Raw genomic sequence first — 17175 nt, 5'->3', positions numbered from 1 at the left:
CCGGTCGAAGTCGACGTGGACAGCGACGTGATCGAGCTGTTGGCCGACGACAGGCCAGTCGACGTGGAAGTCGACAGCGATGCCACCGAGCTGTCGGTTGAGCTGAGGCCCGTGGACAGCGAGCTGATGCCGGTCGAGGTCGACGTGGACAGCGAGGTGATCGAGCTATTGGCCGACGACAGGCCCGTCGACGTGGAAGTCGAGAGCGAAGTCACCGAGCTGTCGGTTGAGCTGAGACCGGTGGACAACGAACTGATACCGGTCGAAGTCGACGTGGACAGCGACGTGATCGAGCTGTTGGCCGACGACAGGCCAGTCGACGTGGAAGTCGACAGCGATGCCACCGAGCTGTCGGTTGAGCTGAGACCGGTGGACACCGAACTGATACCGGTCGACGTCGACGTCGACAGCGACGTGATCGAGCTCTTCGCCGACGACAGGCCCGTCGACGTGGAAGTCGAGAGTGATGCCACCGAGCTGTCGGTCGAGCTAAGGCCCGTGGACAGCGAGCTGATACCGGTCGACGTCGACGTAGACAGCGAAGTGATCGAGCTATTGGCCGACGACAGGCCCGTCGACGTGGAAGTCGACAGCGACGTCACCGAGCTGTCGGTTGAGCTGAGACCGGTGGACAACGAACTGATACCGGTCGACGTCGACGTGGACAGCGAGGTGATCGAGCTATTGGCCGACGACAGGCCCGTCGACGTGGAAGTCGAGAGCGATGCCACCGAACTGTCGGTCGAGCTGAGGCCCGTGGACAGCGAGCTGATTCCCGTCGAGGTCGACGTGGACAGCGACGTGATCGAGCTGTTGGCCGACGACAGGCCCGTCGACGTGGAAGTCGAGAGTGATGCCACCGAGCTGTCGGTCGAGCTGAGGCCAGTGGACAGCGAACTGATTCCCGTCGAGGTCGACGTGGACAGCGACGTGATCGAGCTATTTGCCGACGACAGGCCCGTCGACGTGGAAGTCGACAGCGAGGTCACCGAACTGTCGGTCGAGCTAAGGCCCGTGGACAGTGAGCTGATACCGGTCGACGTCGACGTGGACAGCGACGTGATCGAGCTATTTGCCGACGACAGGCCCGTCGACGTGGAAGTCGACAGCGAGGTCACCGAACTGTCGGTCGAGCTAAGGCCCGTGGACAGTGAGCTGATACCGGTCGAAGTCGACGTGGACAGCGACGTGATCGAGCTGTTAGCCGACGACAGGCCCGTCGAGGTCGAGGTCGAGAGCGAGGTGATCGAGCTGTTAGCCGACGACAGACCGGTCGAGGTCGACGTGGACAACGACGTGATCGAGCTATTAGCCGAGGACAGGCCGGTCGACGTGGAAGTCGAGAGTGATGCCACCGAGCTGTCGGTCGAGCTAAGGCCCGTGGACAGTGAGCTGATGCCGGTCGAAGTTGACGTGGACAGCGACGTGATCGAGCTATTTGCCGACGACAGGCCCGTCGACGTGGAGGTCGACAACGACGTCACCGAGCTGTCGGTCGAGCTAAGGCCCGTGGACAGTGAGCTGATGCCGGTCGAAGTTGACGTGGACAGCGACGTGATCGAGCTATTTGCCGACGACAGGCCCGTCGACGTGGAGGTCGACAACGACGTCACCGAGCTGTCGGTCGAGCTGAGGCCCGTGGACAGCGAGCTGATGCCGGTCGACGTCGACGTGGACAGCGACGTGATCGAGCTATTGGCCGACGACAGGCCCGTCGAGGTCGAGGTCGACAACGACGAAATGGCGCTGGTCGCGGTACCAACCTGTTGGGCAACCGAATAAAGCTGGCTGCCGTTGATCGCGTCGGTACTGGTCTGCGTCACCTGGCCGGCAGCGACGTTGGTGATTTGTCGCTCGTTGCCCGCGCTGCCGACACTAACGGTACCGACCGGCGCGGTGCCTGCGAATCCACCGAACGTGACGCCGCTGACGGTCGCGCTGCTCGTGGGATTGGCAGCGGCGGTCTGCGAGTTGGCGCCGAGCGCGACCGAATTGTTCGTACCAGCGACGGCGCCGCTGCCGATGGCGACGNGTCGCGCTGCTCGTGGGATTGGCAGCGGCGGTCTGCGAGTTGGCGCCGAGCGCGACCGAATTGTTCGTACCAGCGACGGCGCCGCTGCCGATGGCGACGGCGTCGGTGCCGGTCGCGGTGCTGTCGGGGCCGGTCGAGTTCGCGTGGAAGTACTTGATGCCCTGGCTGTTGATGTTGTTGATCGCCGAGCCGACGCTGTTGGCGGTCGACGTCGTGCCGTTCGCGTTGTAAGTCGTGTATGCCGGCGCGGAGACCGTCCCGGTCGTCGGGTCGTACGTGGAGCCGCCACCGAGTGCCGATGCCGTGCTGTTGCCGAGGTTATCCGTCTTGACCGTGACCGTGCTCAGGCCGGTCGACAGCGAACCGATCGAGCTCGTGGCCGTCGAGAGACCCGTCGACGTCGAGGTCGACAGCGACAGGACCGAACTGTTTGTCGAGCTGATGCCGGTGGACAGCGAGTTGATGCCGGTCGAGGTCGACGTGGACAGCGACGTGATCGAGCTGTTGGCCGACGAGAGGCCGGTCGACGAGGAGGTCGACAGCGAGGTGATCGAGCTGTTGGCCGACGACAGGCCGGTCGACGTGGAAGTCGAGAGCGAAGTGATCGAGCTATTGGCCGACGAGAGGCCCGTCGACGAGGAGGTCGACAGCGAGGTGATCGAGCTGTTAGCCGACGACAGACCCGTCGACGTGGAAGTCGACAGCGAAGTCACCGAGCTGTTGGTCGAGCTGAGGCCGGTGGACAGCGAGCTGATGCCGGTCGAGGTCGACGTGGACAGCGAGGTGATCGAGCTGTTGGCCGACGACAGACCCGTCGACGTGGAAGTCGACAGCGAGGTGATCGAGCTATTAGCCGAGGACAGGCCGGTCGACGTGGAAGTCGACAGCGAGGTGATCGAGCTGTTAGCCGAGGACAGGCCGGTCGACGTGGAAGTCGACAACGACGTGATCGAGCTGTTAGCCGACGACAGGCCGGTCGACGTGGAAGTCGACAACGACGTGATCGAGCTGTTAGCCGACGACAGGCCGGTCGACGTGGAAGTCGACAACGACGTGATCGAGCTGTTAGCCGACGAAAGGCCCGTCGAGGTCGACGTGGACAGCGAGGTGATCGAACTGTTGGCCGACGACAGGCCCGTCGACGTCGAAGTCGACAGCGAAGTCACCGAGCTGTTGGTCGAGCTCAGGCCGGTGGACAGCGAGCTGATCCCGGTCGAGGTCGACGTGGACAGCGAGGTGATGGAGCTGTTAGCCGACGACAGACCCGTCGACGTCGAAGTCGACAACGAGGTGATCGAGCTGTTCGCCGACGAGAGGCCGGTCGAGGTCGAGGTGGACAACGAGGTGATCGAGCTATTCGCCGACGACAGGCCGGTCGAGGTCGAGGTCGACAGCGAAGTGATCGAGCTGTTGGCCGACGACAGACCCGTCGAGGTCGAGGTCGACAACGACGTGATCGAGCTATTCGCCGACGACAGGCCGGTCGAGGTCGAGGTCGACAGCGAAGTGATCGAGCTGTTGGCCGACGACAGACCCGTCGAGGTCGAGGTCGACAACGACGTGATCGAGCTGTTCGCAGACGACAGGCCGGTCGACGTGGAGGTCGACAGCGAAGTTACCGAGCTGTTGGTCGAGCTCAGGCCGGTGGACAGCGAGCTGATGCCGGTCGAGGTCGAGGTGGACAGCGAAGTGATGGAGCTGTTGGCCGACGACAGGCCAGTCGACGTGGAAGTCGACAGCGAAGTGATCGAGCTATTCGCCGACGAGAGGCCGGTCGACGTAGAAGTCGACAGCGAAGTGATCGAGCTGTTCGCCGACGACAGACCCGTCGACGTCGACGTGGACAACGACGTGATCGAGCTATTCGCCGACGACAGACCCGTCGAGGTCGAGGTCGACAACGACGTGATCGAGCTATTCGCTGAAGACAGGCCGGTCGACGTCGAAGTCGACAACGACGTGATCGAGCTATTCGCCGATGACAGACCCGTCGACGTTGAGGTCGACAGCGAAGTGATCGAGCTGTTCGCCGACGACAGACCAGTCGAGGTCGACGTGGACAACGAGATGATCGAGCTGTTCGCCGACGACAGACCCGTCGAGGTCGACGTAGACAACGAGGTGATCGAGCTATTCGCCGACGACAGCCCCGTCGAGGTCGACGTGGACAACAAGGTGATCGAGCTATTCGCCGACGACAGCCCCGTCGAGGTCGAAGTGGACAACGAGGTGATCGAGCTATTCGCCGACGACAGCCCCGTCGAAGTCGAAGTCGACAGCGACGTAATCGAGCTATTCGCCGACGACAGGCCCGTCGAAGCAGATGTCGACAAGCTGGTGATGCTCGAGGTCGTGATGCTGGCTACCGCGTAAAGCTGGCTACCATTGATGGCGTCGGTACTACCTGCGCTGACGAGACCGGCCGCGACATTCTGGATGCGGCGCTCGGAGCCGACGGCGCCTACGCTCACGACACCAGCTGCCCCGTTCGCGCCTGCGTAGGGACCAAATGTCTGACCGCCGATTGTTGTGCTACTGACTGTACCAGTGCCCTGTGTCGCACCCGAAGCCGCACCTGTCGTGGTCGCGTTCGCGCCAAGCGCGACGGAACCCGCCACTGAAGCGTTCGCGGCGGCGCCAAGTGCGACCGCATTGGCTATATTGCCAACCTTGGCTCCATCTCCAACGGCAACAGAAGATGCGCCTCCCACTGATGCGCCGTGCCCCAACGCCGTCGCAGCAGTCGCCGAGGCTACCGATCCCGCACCGACCGCAGTACCGTTTGTGTTGTTCGCCGTACTTGACGCGCCGAGTGCCATTGACCCGGAGCTACCGCTCGCAGTCGATCCGTTCCCCAACGCCACCGCGTCGAATCCCGACGCAATGGTAGTCGCCGCAAACGACCCCGAATTGCCGAGTGCAATCGCTCCTTCACCTGTTGCCGTTGCTGCATTACCGACAGCAATCGCTCCATTCACGCCTGTCGCGTTCGCGCCCAGGCCAACGGCCACTGCGCTGTTTGTCGCGGTACTGGCACTGCCCAGTGCGACCGCACCCGTGCCGCTGGCCGAGTTGCCGCTCCCGACAGCAACCGCACCGGTGCCGGATGCGGTGTTATTTGCACCCGCCGCCACTGCGCCGGTGCCCGTCGCAACGTTCGGGTCGCCGATAGCGATCGCTCCGTTGCCGCTCGCAGTATTGGCCACACCGATCGACACTGCCTGCCCGCCGTTGGCCGACGCATTCTGACCAATCGCCACGGTACCGGCGGCACCCGCGCTCGCACCGTTGCCGATAGCCGTAGCTCCCGCCGCGTTAGCAATCGCACCGGTGCCCTGAGCAATTGAGTTGCCCCCAGTCGCTGAGGCTCCATTCCCGACAGCGATATCGTTGGTGATTGCCGTCGCGCCGCTAACACCAGCCACCGCATTGAAACCAGAGGCTATATCACCTGCACCATTGGAAATGGCCCCGTATCCGAGCGCCATGCCATTCGCGCCCGTCGCAGAGGAGGTCGCGCCAAAAGCTATCGCACCTGTTGCACTCGACGTACTACTGGTGCCGATCGCCATTGCATTTGCGGAAGATGCAGTAGCGAGAGTCCCTAATGCGATGGATACGTTTCCGCTTGCTATGGTTTGATCGCCAAACGCGGTGGCTCCGCCCCCGGACGCGGTCGTCAGCGCGCCAAACGCGGTATCGTTAAACGATCCGGCATACGAAGAAGTCCCAAATGCAACTGAGTGAGATCCAGCGGCGATTGCGAGGTTGCCTACCGCTGCGGCCTGCGCGCCAGAAGCCTTTGCGCCCTGCCCGACCGCGGTCGCTGCCCCACCCGACGCCGATGCGTTAGGCCCTGCTGCCAGGGCATTGACGCCCGTCGCGCCACTGTTGGCGTAGCCGCCCTGTTGCGTACCGTTGTCGTTGACGCTGAAGTAGTGCGTGCCTGCACCAGAGATTGCCTGAGCCACCTGATACAACTGGCTGCCGTTAACCGCGTCAGTCGACGTCGCCGAAACGTTGCCATCCGCCACACCCTGGATTTGCCTGTTGCCAACGGCAACAACACCGTTCGTGGGCCCCTGATTGACCGAGAACGTCTTACCGTTGACCACGGCGTTTGCTGTTGTCCAGTTCGTTGTGGCACTAACCGCACTTGCCGTCGAGCCTGCTCCAATCGCTACACTATTCGCAAGTGAAGCAGTGGCATTCTTGCCGAATGCGACGGTGCTTGTGTTCGTCGCAGCGGCCTCACTGCCAAGCGCAATCGAGTCCGAGCCAGTCGCCTGCGCACCTTGAGTTGTGTCACCCCCAATCGCGATTGCATTGGCCCCACTGGCAATGGTTGCGTTAGCCGCATTGCCGTTTCCGCCGAAGCCCAAGGCTACCGCCCCGTTTCCGGTAGCTTGCGAGCCAATACCCATTGCGGTGCTGCCCGTGCCAGAAGCCGTGTTATACAAACCGATTGCAGTCGCACCCGCACCCGAGGCCGAGTTGGCAATTCCAAGAGCGGTCGAACCCGCCAGTCCTGCAAGATTACTCATCCCTAGCGCGGTCGAACCCATTCCCAGCGCCTTGTTACCGCAACCACCTACAAACGAATTGAAGCCCCACGCAAGCGTGGCTTGCGAACCCGTAGCACTAACGCCGCCCCCGGAAAAGTCACCAGTGCCCGCATAGTTTATGGCGACGCCGTTGTCAGTTCCCGCGGTTGGGTAGAGCGCACCAGGATCAGTTGTCTGTGAGGTTGTTCCAAGCAACCATGCAGTATTTGCAGAATTCAGTGTTTTGCGTGTTGCGGTAAGAGACATGCAGTCGTCGTCACCGGTAAGGGCAACACCCTGGCCGGCGGCGGCGATGTAGCTGTTAGACAGCGTTCCGCTTGTCGAACCGGATCCACCAGTGAAATTTGAGCCCGTCGTGTTGCTGCCGCCATCGACGATGCCCGCCATCACATTTGGTACGCCCGACAAATAGAGAAATAAGGCTGCAACGGCAGTAGCGACGGCCGTTTGTCGCCGCGAATCGTCTACTGGCGCACCGGATACCGTGCACGATCTAGTTCCGCTTCGCTTCGATCTCGCCAATTCAGACGTGACGACAAATGCGCCAACGGCTTTGCACCAGATCACTTTAAAAATTTTGTTCATACCGCCTCCTGCCGAAACCCTGCCGGGATTACATTAAAAATAAATAACTTAATAGTCCTTAACACTTCATCGGCATCGACGATGCAGGAGAAGTCATTTTCCGCCGCCTTCAACGCAATTTCAGTCGCAGCCGGAACGTCCTTGCCGACCATCACTCCCACGTCTCCAACGCGATGCACGTGGCGCATCGGGGACAAGCACAACTCCGTTCGCCGGGCTGCGGTTGCCGATCCGGATACGCTCGTCCAAATTGCAGTCGCCGGACAAGCCTATCCTGTCGCGTTCATCAACTATTTGTGGGGGCACCAGTTGGCAAAGTCGTCTGACGCATTCGTCTTATCGATCGAGAGCAAGTCCTGAAGGTCAATCAACGCGGCATCGTGTGCGTAAACTGACACGCTCCCCTTTCAGGGCAGCGGTAGAACTGCGTCCGACGTGTGGCCGGTAATCTTCACTCGCCGACATCGGGGTCAATGCGCTAATGCGCACCTCTTAGCAAAGGCGTCCTAATGTCGCTTGCTCCCCAATAACGGCTTGATGTCAGCGAATCAACTGTCGATTACGAGCAAATCGGGGCGGGTGTCCGACACCTCGGTCCTCCGATTCGTCATCCTCGTTCGCATCCGACCTGACAGCCTCCGCTCGCCTGCCGCTGACCATGCCCGAAACTGCATGTGAAATCGCGGCCAAAGTTGTAGTAGTTCCTCACCCCGACACTCGCTGCACATCACTTGCCCCAACCGAAACAACTGAGTCACAAGACCTAGTTCGCTTTATACATAGCGAAGTGCTGCAGAGCAACTCCTGTTTATCCCTCGCATTGAAATGAATTGTCAAAATTGAGACTATTTAACAATTTTTAAGACTTTTCGCTCAGAAGATGCTGGAAACTGGCTAAAATTTACGGAAATTTACGTATCCGGCAAAGCCGTTGGCATGCGGATTCCACACCCCAGCACACCACAGGCAATCCGATTTTCCTCATATAAATAGGTATGATGACCTTTTTATGCTAGGCTCGCTGACCGATGAAGTCCCACTCGGTACCCGGCACCCCACCCATTGGCATGCAGCGTGATGTCGCCCCGAATGGTCTTCATTTCGACAATCCGCTGAAATGAGCAGAAAGGATGGTCCACGGTATGCAGCCCGCCACACGCGGGGGTGCCGTGCTGAGGTGACTTGGACGAAGGCCATGTCCAGATTTCGCGTCAACCTTAGGTAGCGCCCGCGAATGCGGCCAGGCAGTCGAGCCGCAACGAGGCGGCACGGCCGCTTTAGGCCAGAAGATAATTCACTGGGAACCCGGGCTTGGTGTTCGTGGCTGGCGCGCTGCCGGAGTACTCGCGTTAGGTTTGCTGATGATGTCGCATCTACGTTGCGCGACGAAAATTCGGTCGCTGTCGAGGTAAATTGCTTCCGGCCAACTAGCGAAGTTGGCATGAACTGCCATGCGAAGACCGCAAATCTGTCTGCATCATGACGTGGACTACTGCACAAGCGGCCAGCCCGCAGTGTTGGGGGCAGCCGCCAGTAGCAAGAATGTCGAAAGCGTTGGTACGCTCACCCTGCTTCTATAGCTGCGGTGTATGAACACCGCCTGCAATGACTTCCGTCACCGCACGCTCCCCGGATTCGATGGCTCCGTCCATATAGCCAGTCCAGCAAGTTGCGCTCTCGGTACCCGCCCAGTGAATACGACCGCAAGGCTCGCGCAATGCAGGACCGTTCGTTATCAGCGTTCCAGGCGCCGTTATACCCACATACCCTCCCAGACTCCAGGGATCTGAAATCCAATCCTTGTCCACATAGCCGATCGGTGACGCGGCGTCTGGGCCAAAAAAGCGCTGAATCGACCGCACGGCCACTTGACGCCGCTCGTTGCTGGTAGCCTGCGCCATCTCTCGGCCGGCGTTCCCGGCGAAAAAGCCAACGAGAAATCCGCGACGGCTCCCGGGCGGCGTGGCGTCGGCAATGGGGCCAAACGGTGCGGTATCACTGATCGCCTCGCCCGACCACCCCTGTTCTCGCCAGAAAGGACGTTCGTAAGCAACCAGTGCCTTTATCACCGAACCCATCGGCATGCGGGCATGGAGCTGCATGCGCATCGCGGGCAACGGTGTCATGAAATCGATGCGCGCAGCAAGAGTGGGGGCAACTGCTACGATGAGACGCGATGCCCGCACCTCGCCGCCCGCATGCCGGATCGTCACTTCGGACTCCGACTGCTCGATCGCGTATACGGGCGAATTCAACTTCAGCATGCCCGGTGGAAGGCGTTGGGCCAGACGCTCGGCCAGCTGGAAGGCACCACCGCGCACTTTCAAGCGCTGCGCCCCGTCGCCGCGAACTTCTACCTGTGTCTGTATCGTTCCGGCGGCGGCGACAAAGCTCAGAATACAGAGCAATGAAACTTCGTGTGGCTCACTGGTACTTAAGGCACGCGTGACGGTCTCCATCAACCTTCGGCCGCTGCGTGTATGCATCGTCTTTTGTATCCACTGGTCAACGGTCATTCGATCCCAGAGCGGTGCATTCGGGGCCTCCCATGGCGCCCGCGGATCGATCGTCTTCGCAGCGCGGTTAATACGCCGCATGGCACGATCCGTGTCCAGGAGGCCCATGACCGACATGCGGGGAATGGTGCCACTGTAGCCTCGAACCTTACCCTCAATCTCCATTACCCTCCGACCGTCCGCATACTGCTCATAGAGCTCCAAATCGAGCTCTTTACACATCGCGACCGCTCGAGTTTGACCTATCCCGATCCACTGACCACCCAGATCAACGGATTCACCGCATAACGTACCGCCTTGGGTGCGGCCACCGACGCGATCTCGGGCTTCAAGCACGCACACACTATGACCGCGCTCAGCGAGTTGCTGTGCTGCGCGGAGCCCGGCGAGACCGGCGCCGATAATGCATACGTTGACTCGCTCTCTTCCGCTCATGACGAGGCCCTCGAAAGCTTCCACAAGATGATGTTCGCCGAATTGGACGCCGACATGAATACCCCGTTAAATTCTCTACTGCCCTGAAAGCCAAGCGACTTCTGCCACGACTTCGCTGGCAGGATCCGGCACTCGCTATGCGGTCGGCGATGAATCCTTCCTATCCACACATAGCCATTATTTATTCGCATTCCTATTTATGTTGGTTAAAAAATAATTCATTCTTTCTCCAAGATACCGTCACATGGTCTGAACGACACGATCTTCGAAGTGCTGACGCAACTACCAGCCGAAGACGAGCATCCGCGCGTCATTGTTAGTACGTCTAGAGTGAGTCGGAAAAGGCCGACAAAAAAGAGCCCGCTCCCAAATCTTCAGCAACAACGATCCTCTCCAACGTGCTTTCGTGGGCCGATTGCCGACAACCGACGACCAGAGAAGAACGGCAGGTCCTTCGACCCGCCACTGTCCTCCTTGAGCTTCGTGCGCGATCGTGATCCATGCTTTTGCCGCTGCAGCCCTCCCGGCGATATCGCCGACGAATGCAGTTGCGACAAGAGGCACGATAGAGGCCTCAGCAATCCCGCCGGTGCCATATAACATCATTGCCAGTATCGCCACCTCATCGAACGCGCCATTTTCCGACGCAACGCGCAATTGCGAGCAGTTGTAAGATCCGCGAATCCATCGCAAACCACAATCACATCACAGTGAACATCCGACGCCACACTCTTCGACTAGAGACCTACAGCCGAAGGTTGCGTCACGGCTGCCAGCGAAACATCGCTGACCATTGCAGAGTCTGCGAGCGCTGTCGCGACTGCTCCACGCAGGGACATACGTCGATCGATACCCTCTTTCCGATCCTCGCCCTCAATAAAAAGGTCATACGACCTATTTGTGTTATACATTGACAACATTTTGTACAGCAACTCTCGTTTACCCGCCTCCGAAGGAAGATAGCGCGCATGAGCTCCATCGCGATTTGTCCGCGCATAAATCTATGAAAATCAATTACATGCCGGCTTTTGTTCGCTTGAAAACCATCTTGGACTCGATCGGATTTTAGGTAGCAACCAGCTCGCCTCAAAATCGAAGGCATCACACATATAGGTTGGAAGACCTGTCATAAATCAGTCCTGCCGACGCTGAGCCCGAATGTCTGCGGCCGATATCGGCAGCGCCACCGAGTGAGCCCGTGCGCCGACAACTGGATTCAACCGGTGGGCGATGGCGTCGCTGATCGAACCGATCGGGAAATGACGGTAGTATCCCCAGCCTCCCTGCAGTCCAGTTGCATACTGCTCACGCGCGCGACTGTGGGCATCGAGCAGAAGGAGACGGGCGTTTGGCTCGTGAATCCATTGCAGTGATTTTTTATTGTGCATCGCAGCAATATTCCGCTCGCCGACCGCTACGAGGCGAGTCCATCCAGCACGATGAGACGCCATTGCGGGCTTGCACGCGGTTGATTAGACGACCCATAATGTCACTCCACAACCGTAATGACGGTGTTGCCCTCGCCAACACCCCGGAAGACAAATCGATGTCGTCGAAAACCATAAACCGCGACCTGCATGACAAGGCTGGTGGAAATGATCACGTCGATCCGCAGACGAGCGCGTTTCCATCACTGCTTCTCGGGGACAACCCGCGCCCGTTGACCGAACGCGGGCGTCAGACGATTGGTCGCATCCTGACGAACGCGATCGAGATTTTCGTCACGGATGGGTATGGCGAGTTGAGTATGAGGAAGGTCGCGACGAAGACCGGACTGTCGCTGTCGAATCTGCAACATTACTTTCCGTCCCGCGAGGACCTCTTAGCAACGATCATCAACGTAACGCTCGCCAACTATGCGGGTTCGTACGACGATCTTCGCGCCGACACAACGCTTACGCCCGAGGCACGCCTCGAGAAGCTGGTGCGGCTGCTGATCGAGGACAGCAAGCAATCGAAAACCCAAGGACTTTTCGTCAATCTGTTTGCACTGGCGCAATCGCAGGAATTCGCGCGCAAAACCATCGAAGAAGCGTATACGCTCCAGCGTCACATGGTTGCCGAGTTCGTGATGGCCATCAACCCTGCGCTGCCGCCCCCCGTGCTCGCGCGAAGATCGGCATTGATTACTGCCCAGATCGAGGGACTTGTCGTATTCATTCCTCAACGCAACCGCTTCCCATCGGACCTCAAAGGCCTGGAAGACGACGCTGTCAAAGCGGTCCTAGCGCTCGCGAAAATGCCGTAACCAAAGCCGGCCTTGCGACGGTTTCCTGTAGATCGCCGCACGGGTAGACGTACACAATTAGCGCTAGTTGCGTCCGCAAGAGCGCCAGCAAGTTCAATAATTCTCCTAGCAAAGGGTTCGGAGTCGGGCAGTTCGGTTGCTTATTATTGCCCGGAGCGTGGTATCGAAGTTGTCGGCTTTATGAAAATCGGATGCCTGAATCAAATCCCGCATACTGTGAAGCGTACTTCAGTATTCTGCTGCCGGATCCACCATTCTTCTTCTATCGCGGTCTGTAAATGTCGGCTTCATTGAGCACGAGGTATCTGAAGCAAGACACAAGATAGCGCTGTTCGATTATCTGTTCGGACGGTGTCTGGATCTCCGTCAATCCAACGGCTTATACACTCCGATGTCGAGAGCAGATCCAAGGCGATGCTGCCACCGGAGGAAGCAATGACCCTGGCCCACAAAACTGTCCCGGTTGAAGTGAAGTGGGAAATTCCGGCGTGACGTTGTCATCAAGACCAGTTGGTCATGCCGTGAAGGAAGACCTTCACACCAGACTCAATGGTGAAGCGAGCATGATCGGACAGTTCCTTTCCTCGATCCCAGGTCAATGATCGCCACAACAGGGCAGGCACCAAGAGTTGCAGCATTACGCGCGAGCTCTCGTGAGACCGTTGACGCGCTGCGGCCAATACGGCGCGCGATCTCACGCACTCCGACGCCTTCGGCTTTGAGTAATCCCATCTCTTCACGCTTGGCATCGTTGGGCGCGTTACAGCTTCGGCGATTGCCTCGGCGTCGAGCGTGTCGTTCTTGTTCGACTTCAGGTGGGGCTTGACGAATTGGGCCGCTATCAACTTGATGTCGTGGCCGAACGCGATCAGTTTCCGTGCCAACCAATGCAATCCCGGACAAGCTTCCATGCCCACGCGTGCGGGAGAAGCTGTTGCAAAGAACGGTAGCAACGCGCCGCGACGAAGCTTGATTCACAGGGTGGGCTGTCCATGCTTGTCGGCTCCGGCAATGTGAAATGTCGTCTTGCCCAGGTCGACGCTGTAGACGGCGCAGCTGTGAGGAACGATACGCATGATCATTCTCCGATGGTTTCAGGGGCTTCAGTATCCCCCTTGGGGGAGGGGCGGACCATCCTATTAGCGCCGAGGCCTTCTCGGCCCCGTGAACTGGTCACGGACTTGATGCAGCGTTTCTGCGCAAGCCAGCGACAGACCAGTGCGTTGTTGCAGCTGTCCCGCACGGTCTACCGTTACGAGTCGGTCACGCGTGCTCAAAGCGCGCTGGAGATGCGCATCAACGGGATCACGGAAGTTACGGTACGCCCCGCCCCGCGGGTACGTGATGCTTCGCCGGGAAGGCTGACGAGACAACCATCGACACGTTGAACGCGTGTATCGGGAACTGGGGCTTTCGTTGCGCCACAAAAGACCTCGACGGAACAAGTCGGCCCGGAGCCGACAGCCGAAGCAGCCAGTGAGCGCAATCAACGAAATCTGGAGTATGGATTTCGTCGTTGATGCGCCGTTCAATGGCCGTCGCTTATGTACGCGCACGATCGTGGACAACTACACGCGGGAATGTCTGGCCATGGAAGTCGACGGCTCATTGCGTGGCGGGCACGTTGTCGCCGCACTGACCCGGCTTGCGTAGCATCGTCCGCTTCCCTGCCATATCAAGGCGGACAATGGTAGCGAATTCATTTCGAAGACGCTGGACAAATAGAATGGCGTCGAGATTGACTTCTCACGTCCTGGCAAACTGACCAACAATGCGAAGAATGAATCCTTCAACGGACGCTTATTGGGCTAGCCTCAGGTGAGAAAGATTAACGACTGGACGCGAATTATCGCCCCAAATGCTGCGCGGCACACGATCCGAGGTCGGACCCGGACACGCAAACCGTTACCGCCGGCGGAACGCCGTTGGCTTATAGTGCGGAGTGCCCATTCAACGAGGAGAGCTGCAATGAAACTGCTGGCCAACGGTCCTTTTGAAGTGAAGCTGAATCCGGAAGCCCTGAGTAACGTCGCGGAAAACACCGGGCTCGGCCGCATGTCACTGGACAAGCAATTTCACGGCGACCTGGAAGCCGTCAGCCACGGAGAGATGCTCGCGTTCCGAAGCAGTGTCCAGGGCTCCGCTGGCTACGTGGCAATGGAAACCGTGCAGGGTGTGCTGGGTGGACGCCAGGGCAGCTTTGTCCTGCAACATAGCTCCACGATGACGCGCGGGCAGCCGAAGCAATCGATCACCGTCGTGCCCGATTCCGGGACGGGAGAATTGCTCGGGCTCTCCGGCTCGATGATCATCAACATCGACAACGGCCAGCATTCGTACAGCTTCGACTACGCGTTGCCTGAATCCGCGCAGTGAGCCGCGCACGCACGAGCGCCACTGATTCCGTGTGCCGTTGTTGACCCGATGCGATAACGCGTTCCAGTGTCACGCGACGGCCTCTTCACGCAGTCGGAACTGCGCGACCGCCGCGCTCAGCCGCGAACCCTGTTCGTCGAGCGACAGCGCCGCGGCCGCCGCCTCCTCGACCAGCGCGGCATTGCGCTGCATCGTCTGCTCGATCTGGATGACCGCGGCGTTCACCTGCTCGATGCCCGACGACTGCTCTTCGAATGCGTTGCTGGTTTCGCTCATGATTGCATTGACGCGCTCGACCGCGGCGACGAGTTCGGCCATCGCCGAGCCGGCCTGCGTGACAAGGCCGCTGCCGTCCGCGACGCGCCGCGTGGAATGGCCGATCAGGTCCTTGATTTCCTTCGCCGCCGACGCACTGCGCTGCGCGAGCCCGCGCACCTCGGTCGCGACCACCGCGAACCCGCGCCCCTGCTCGCCGGCACGCGCGGCTTCGACAGCAGCGTTCAACGCGAGGATGTTCGTCTGGAACGCGATGCTCTCGATCACGCCGACGATGCCGGAGATCCGCGCGGAGCTGCTGGAAATCTCGGACATCGTCTCGACGACGCGCTGCATTGCATCGCCGCCGCGCGACGCGATGCCGGCCGCGCCCTCGACGTACGTGCGTGCGTCGCGCGCGTTGTCCGCGTTCTGACGCACGGCCGCCGTCAGTTGTTCGACGCTCGCCGCCGCCTGCTGCAGCGACACGGCCTGCTGCTCGGTGCGCGCGGACAGGTCGACGTTGCCGCTCGCGATCGTGCGGACGTCGACGACGATCGTCTCCGTGCTCGCACGCACCTGGTTCACCGTATCGACGAGGCCGTCCTGCATTCGCTTCAGCGCATGCAGCAGATAGGCCATCTCGTTTTTGCCCGGAATGACGACCGTCCCGGTCAGGTCGCCCTTCGAGATCCTGTCGAACTGGCCGACGGCCAGATTGATCGGCTCGATGATTGCCTTCGCAAGCATGCGCTGCGCAAAGAAACCGACGACCAGCGCAAACACCGCGACCGCCGCCATCCCCCACACGATCCGGTGGAAATGGACGCCGGCCGCCTCGTAGCGGGCCTTTTCGCGCGCGACCTGGAACGATTCGAGCGCATCGATCGCATCCTGGTACGCGGCGAACAGCGCGGGCGGCGCCGTACGCTGCGTGTCGAGGAAGTTGAACGCGTCGTCGCCGTCGAGCTGTGATAGCGCCTTCAGGAACACCCGGTCCAGCAACGCACGACGACGGCTCTGCAGCGTGTCGAACAGCGCCTGTTCATTGGCGTCGCGCGCATGCAGACGCGTGTAGGCATCCAGTTCGTCGTTACTCTGCTTGAGGAGCGTGTGGAGCTGCGCAATTCCGTCCTTGCCCGACTGGCCGGCGCTGATGATCTGCGCGACGTCGCTCATGCGTTCGCGCAGCACCAGCATCCGCTCGGAGCTGGTCTTCAGGTGCAGCAGCGACGCGGTGTCGTCGCGGTACATCGCCTCGAGCGAAGCGTTGCCCTCGTAGAGGGCCGCGATGCAGGCGCCGACCACCAGCACGAGCAGCACGGTATAACCGGCGATGGTCGCGATGAGTCCACCACGAATAGTGAGTTGTTTTCGCATGACGTTCCCTTGCGCTGGCCGGGCGCGGCCAACAGCGGATGTGGACTACGGATCACGAAAGACGGGCGTCACGTCGCAACACGTGGCGCGAGGGCTGCGAACGGGTTAACGGCGGGCTGGACAGGAAGGTTTTACCTGCACGCGACGTGAATCTTGACGATTACGACAGATTTGACCGGCGGAAGACGCATGACGCTGAAGCGTGTGCTGTCGCGCGAAGCCCTGTCGGTGGCCCCACGGATGGATGTCGGACGACCGTGGACGGGAAACGAGGTGCCCGACGTGCTCCCTGCCCGGCAACGATCGGCTATCCGCCGTTGGCCAGCCTCGAGCGGATCTCGTCGGCCGAGAGGTCGCGCTGGTGCGTGGCGATCTGCCACGTGTTTCCCCACGGATCTTGCACCATTGCCCGCCGGTCGCCGTAGGGCATGTCGGCGGGAATTTCGAGCGAGATCGCATTCGCCGCGATCGCACGCCGATAGGTCGAATCGGCGTCCTCGACATAGACGTACAGAAACGCCGGCATCGGTTCGCGCAGGCCGTCTCCGCCGCTGATCATCACGACGGAATCGCCGATCCGGATTTCGGCAGGCAGCCCGGCGCGGAATTCGCCCTGTGCGTGAAATACCGTCCTGACGAACAGGATCAGGTTCTCCGGATCGCGCACAACGATTCGGGGCGTGACGGTATGCCATCCATCGGGCTGAAACGTGGCCATGATGCACAACCTCCGACGAGATTTCCGGGGGTATTGTCCTCCGGGTGCGGATGGTCTGCAAAGGG

The 17175-nt window shown here is 60.2% G+C and carries 7 protein-coding genes and 4 pseudogenes; 4 read left to right on the top strand and 7 right to left on the bottom strand.

What is annotated here, in order from left to right:
• The 4 genes and pseudogenes from ACTRWB_RS31060 to ACTRWB_RS31045 all read right to left on the bottom strand — a co-directional run.
• A pseudogene (locus tag ACTRWB_RS31060) lies at nt 1-5715 on the bottom strand (beta strand repeat-containing protein); the annotation flags it as partial.
• Nucleotides 5716-5955: 240 nt separating this feature from the next.
• Nucleotides 5956-7182 (bottom strand): annotated as a pseudogene (locus tag ACTRWB_RS31055) (ESPR-type extended signal peptide-containing protein); the annotation flags it as partial.
• Entirely contained in the window at nt 7179-7337 is a 159-nt protein-coding gene (locus ACTRWB_RS31050; RefSeq protein WP_155420376.1) for a hypothetical protein, read from the bottom strand. The gene ACTRWB_RS31050 and the pseudogene ACTRWB_RS31055, both read right to left, overlap by 4 nt.
• A gap of 1419 nt (nt 7338-8756) precedes the next feature.
• Nucleotides 8757-10100, bottom strand: coding sequence for a flavin monoamine oxidase family protein (locus ACTRWB_RS31045; protein ID WP_446904099.1), 1344 nt, complete (start codon nt 10098-10100; stop codon nt 8757-8759).
• Here ACTRWB_RS31045 and ACTRWB_RS31040 point away from each other — a divergent pair.
• On the top strand, nt 10044-10220 hold the full coding sequence (locus ACTRWB_RS31040; RefSeq protein ID WP_446904100.1) for a hypothetical protein: 177 nt from the start codon (nt 10044-10046) through the stop codon (nt 10218-10220). The genes ACTRWB_RS31045 and ACTRWB_RS31040 overlap by 57 nt on opposite strands.
• Before the next feature lie 1399 nt (nt 10221-11619).
• A complete protein-coding gene (locus ACTRWB_RS31035; protein WP_446904094.1) occupies nt 11620-12381 on the top strand; it encodes a TetR/AcrR family transcriptional regulator in 762 nt (253 codons plus the stop codon).
• 627 nt (nt 12382-13008) lie between these two features.
• Here ACTRWB_RS31035 and ACTRWB_RS31030 read toward each other — a convergent pair.
• A pseudogene (locus tag ACTRWB_RS31030) lies at nt 13009-13128 on the bottom strand (helix-turn-helix domain-containing protein); the annotation flags it as partial.
• A gap of 395 nt (nt 13129-13523) precedes the next feature.
• On the opposite strand from ACTRWB_RS31030, the pseudogene ACTRWB_RS31025 reads away from it, so the two are divergent.
• Both ACTRWB_RS31025 and ACTRWB_RS31020 read left to right on the top strand, forming a co-directional pair.
• Nucleotides 13524-14181 (top strand): annotated as a pseudogene (locus ACTRWB_RS31025) (DDE-type integrase/transposase/recombinase); the annotation flags it as partial.
• 168 nt (nt 14182-14349) lie between these two features.
• The gene (locus ACTRWB_RS31020) at nt 14350-14757 is read left to right on the top strand and encodes a DUF3224 domain-containing protein (RefSeq protein WP_446904093.1); all 408 of its coding nucleotides are present in this window, start codon (nt 14350-14352) and stop codon (nt 14755-14757) included.
• Nucleotides 14758-14826: 69 nt separating this feature from the next.
• On the opposite strand, the gene ACTRWB_RS31015 is transcribed toward ACTRWB_RS31020, so the two are convergent.
• A complete protein-coding gene (locus ACTRWB_RS31015; RefSeq protein WP_446904092.1) occupies nt 14827-16392 on the bottom strand; it encodes a methyl-accepting chemotaxis protein in 1566 nt (521 codons plus the stop codon).
• Between the two features lie 307 nt (nt 16393-16699).
• Nucleotides 16700-17110, bottom strand: coding sequence for a VOC family protein (locus tag ACTRWB_RS31010; protein WP_446904091.1), 411 nt, complete (start codon nt 17108-17110; stop codon nt 16700-16702).
• Nucleotides 17111-17175: the final 65 nt, after the last annotated feature.

This window comes from Burkholderia sp. YIM B11467 (assembly GCF_052952715.1).
Note: the sequence above shows the minus strand (reverse complement) of the source record. Positions and strands in the feature narration are given on the sequence as shown.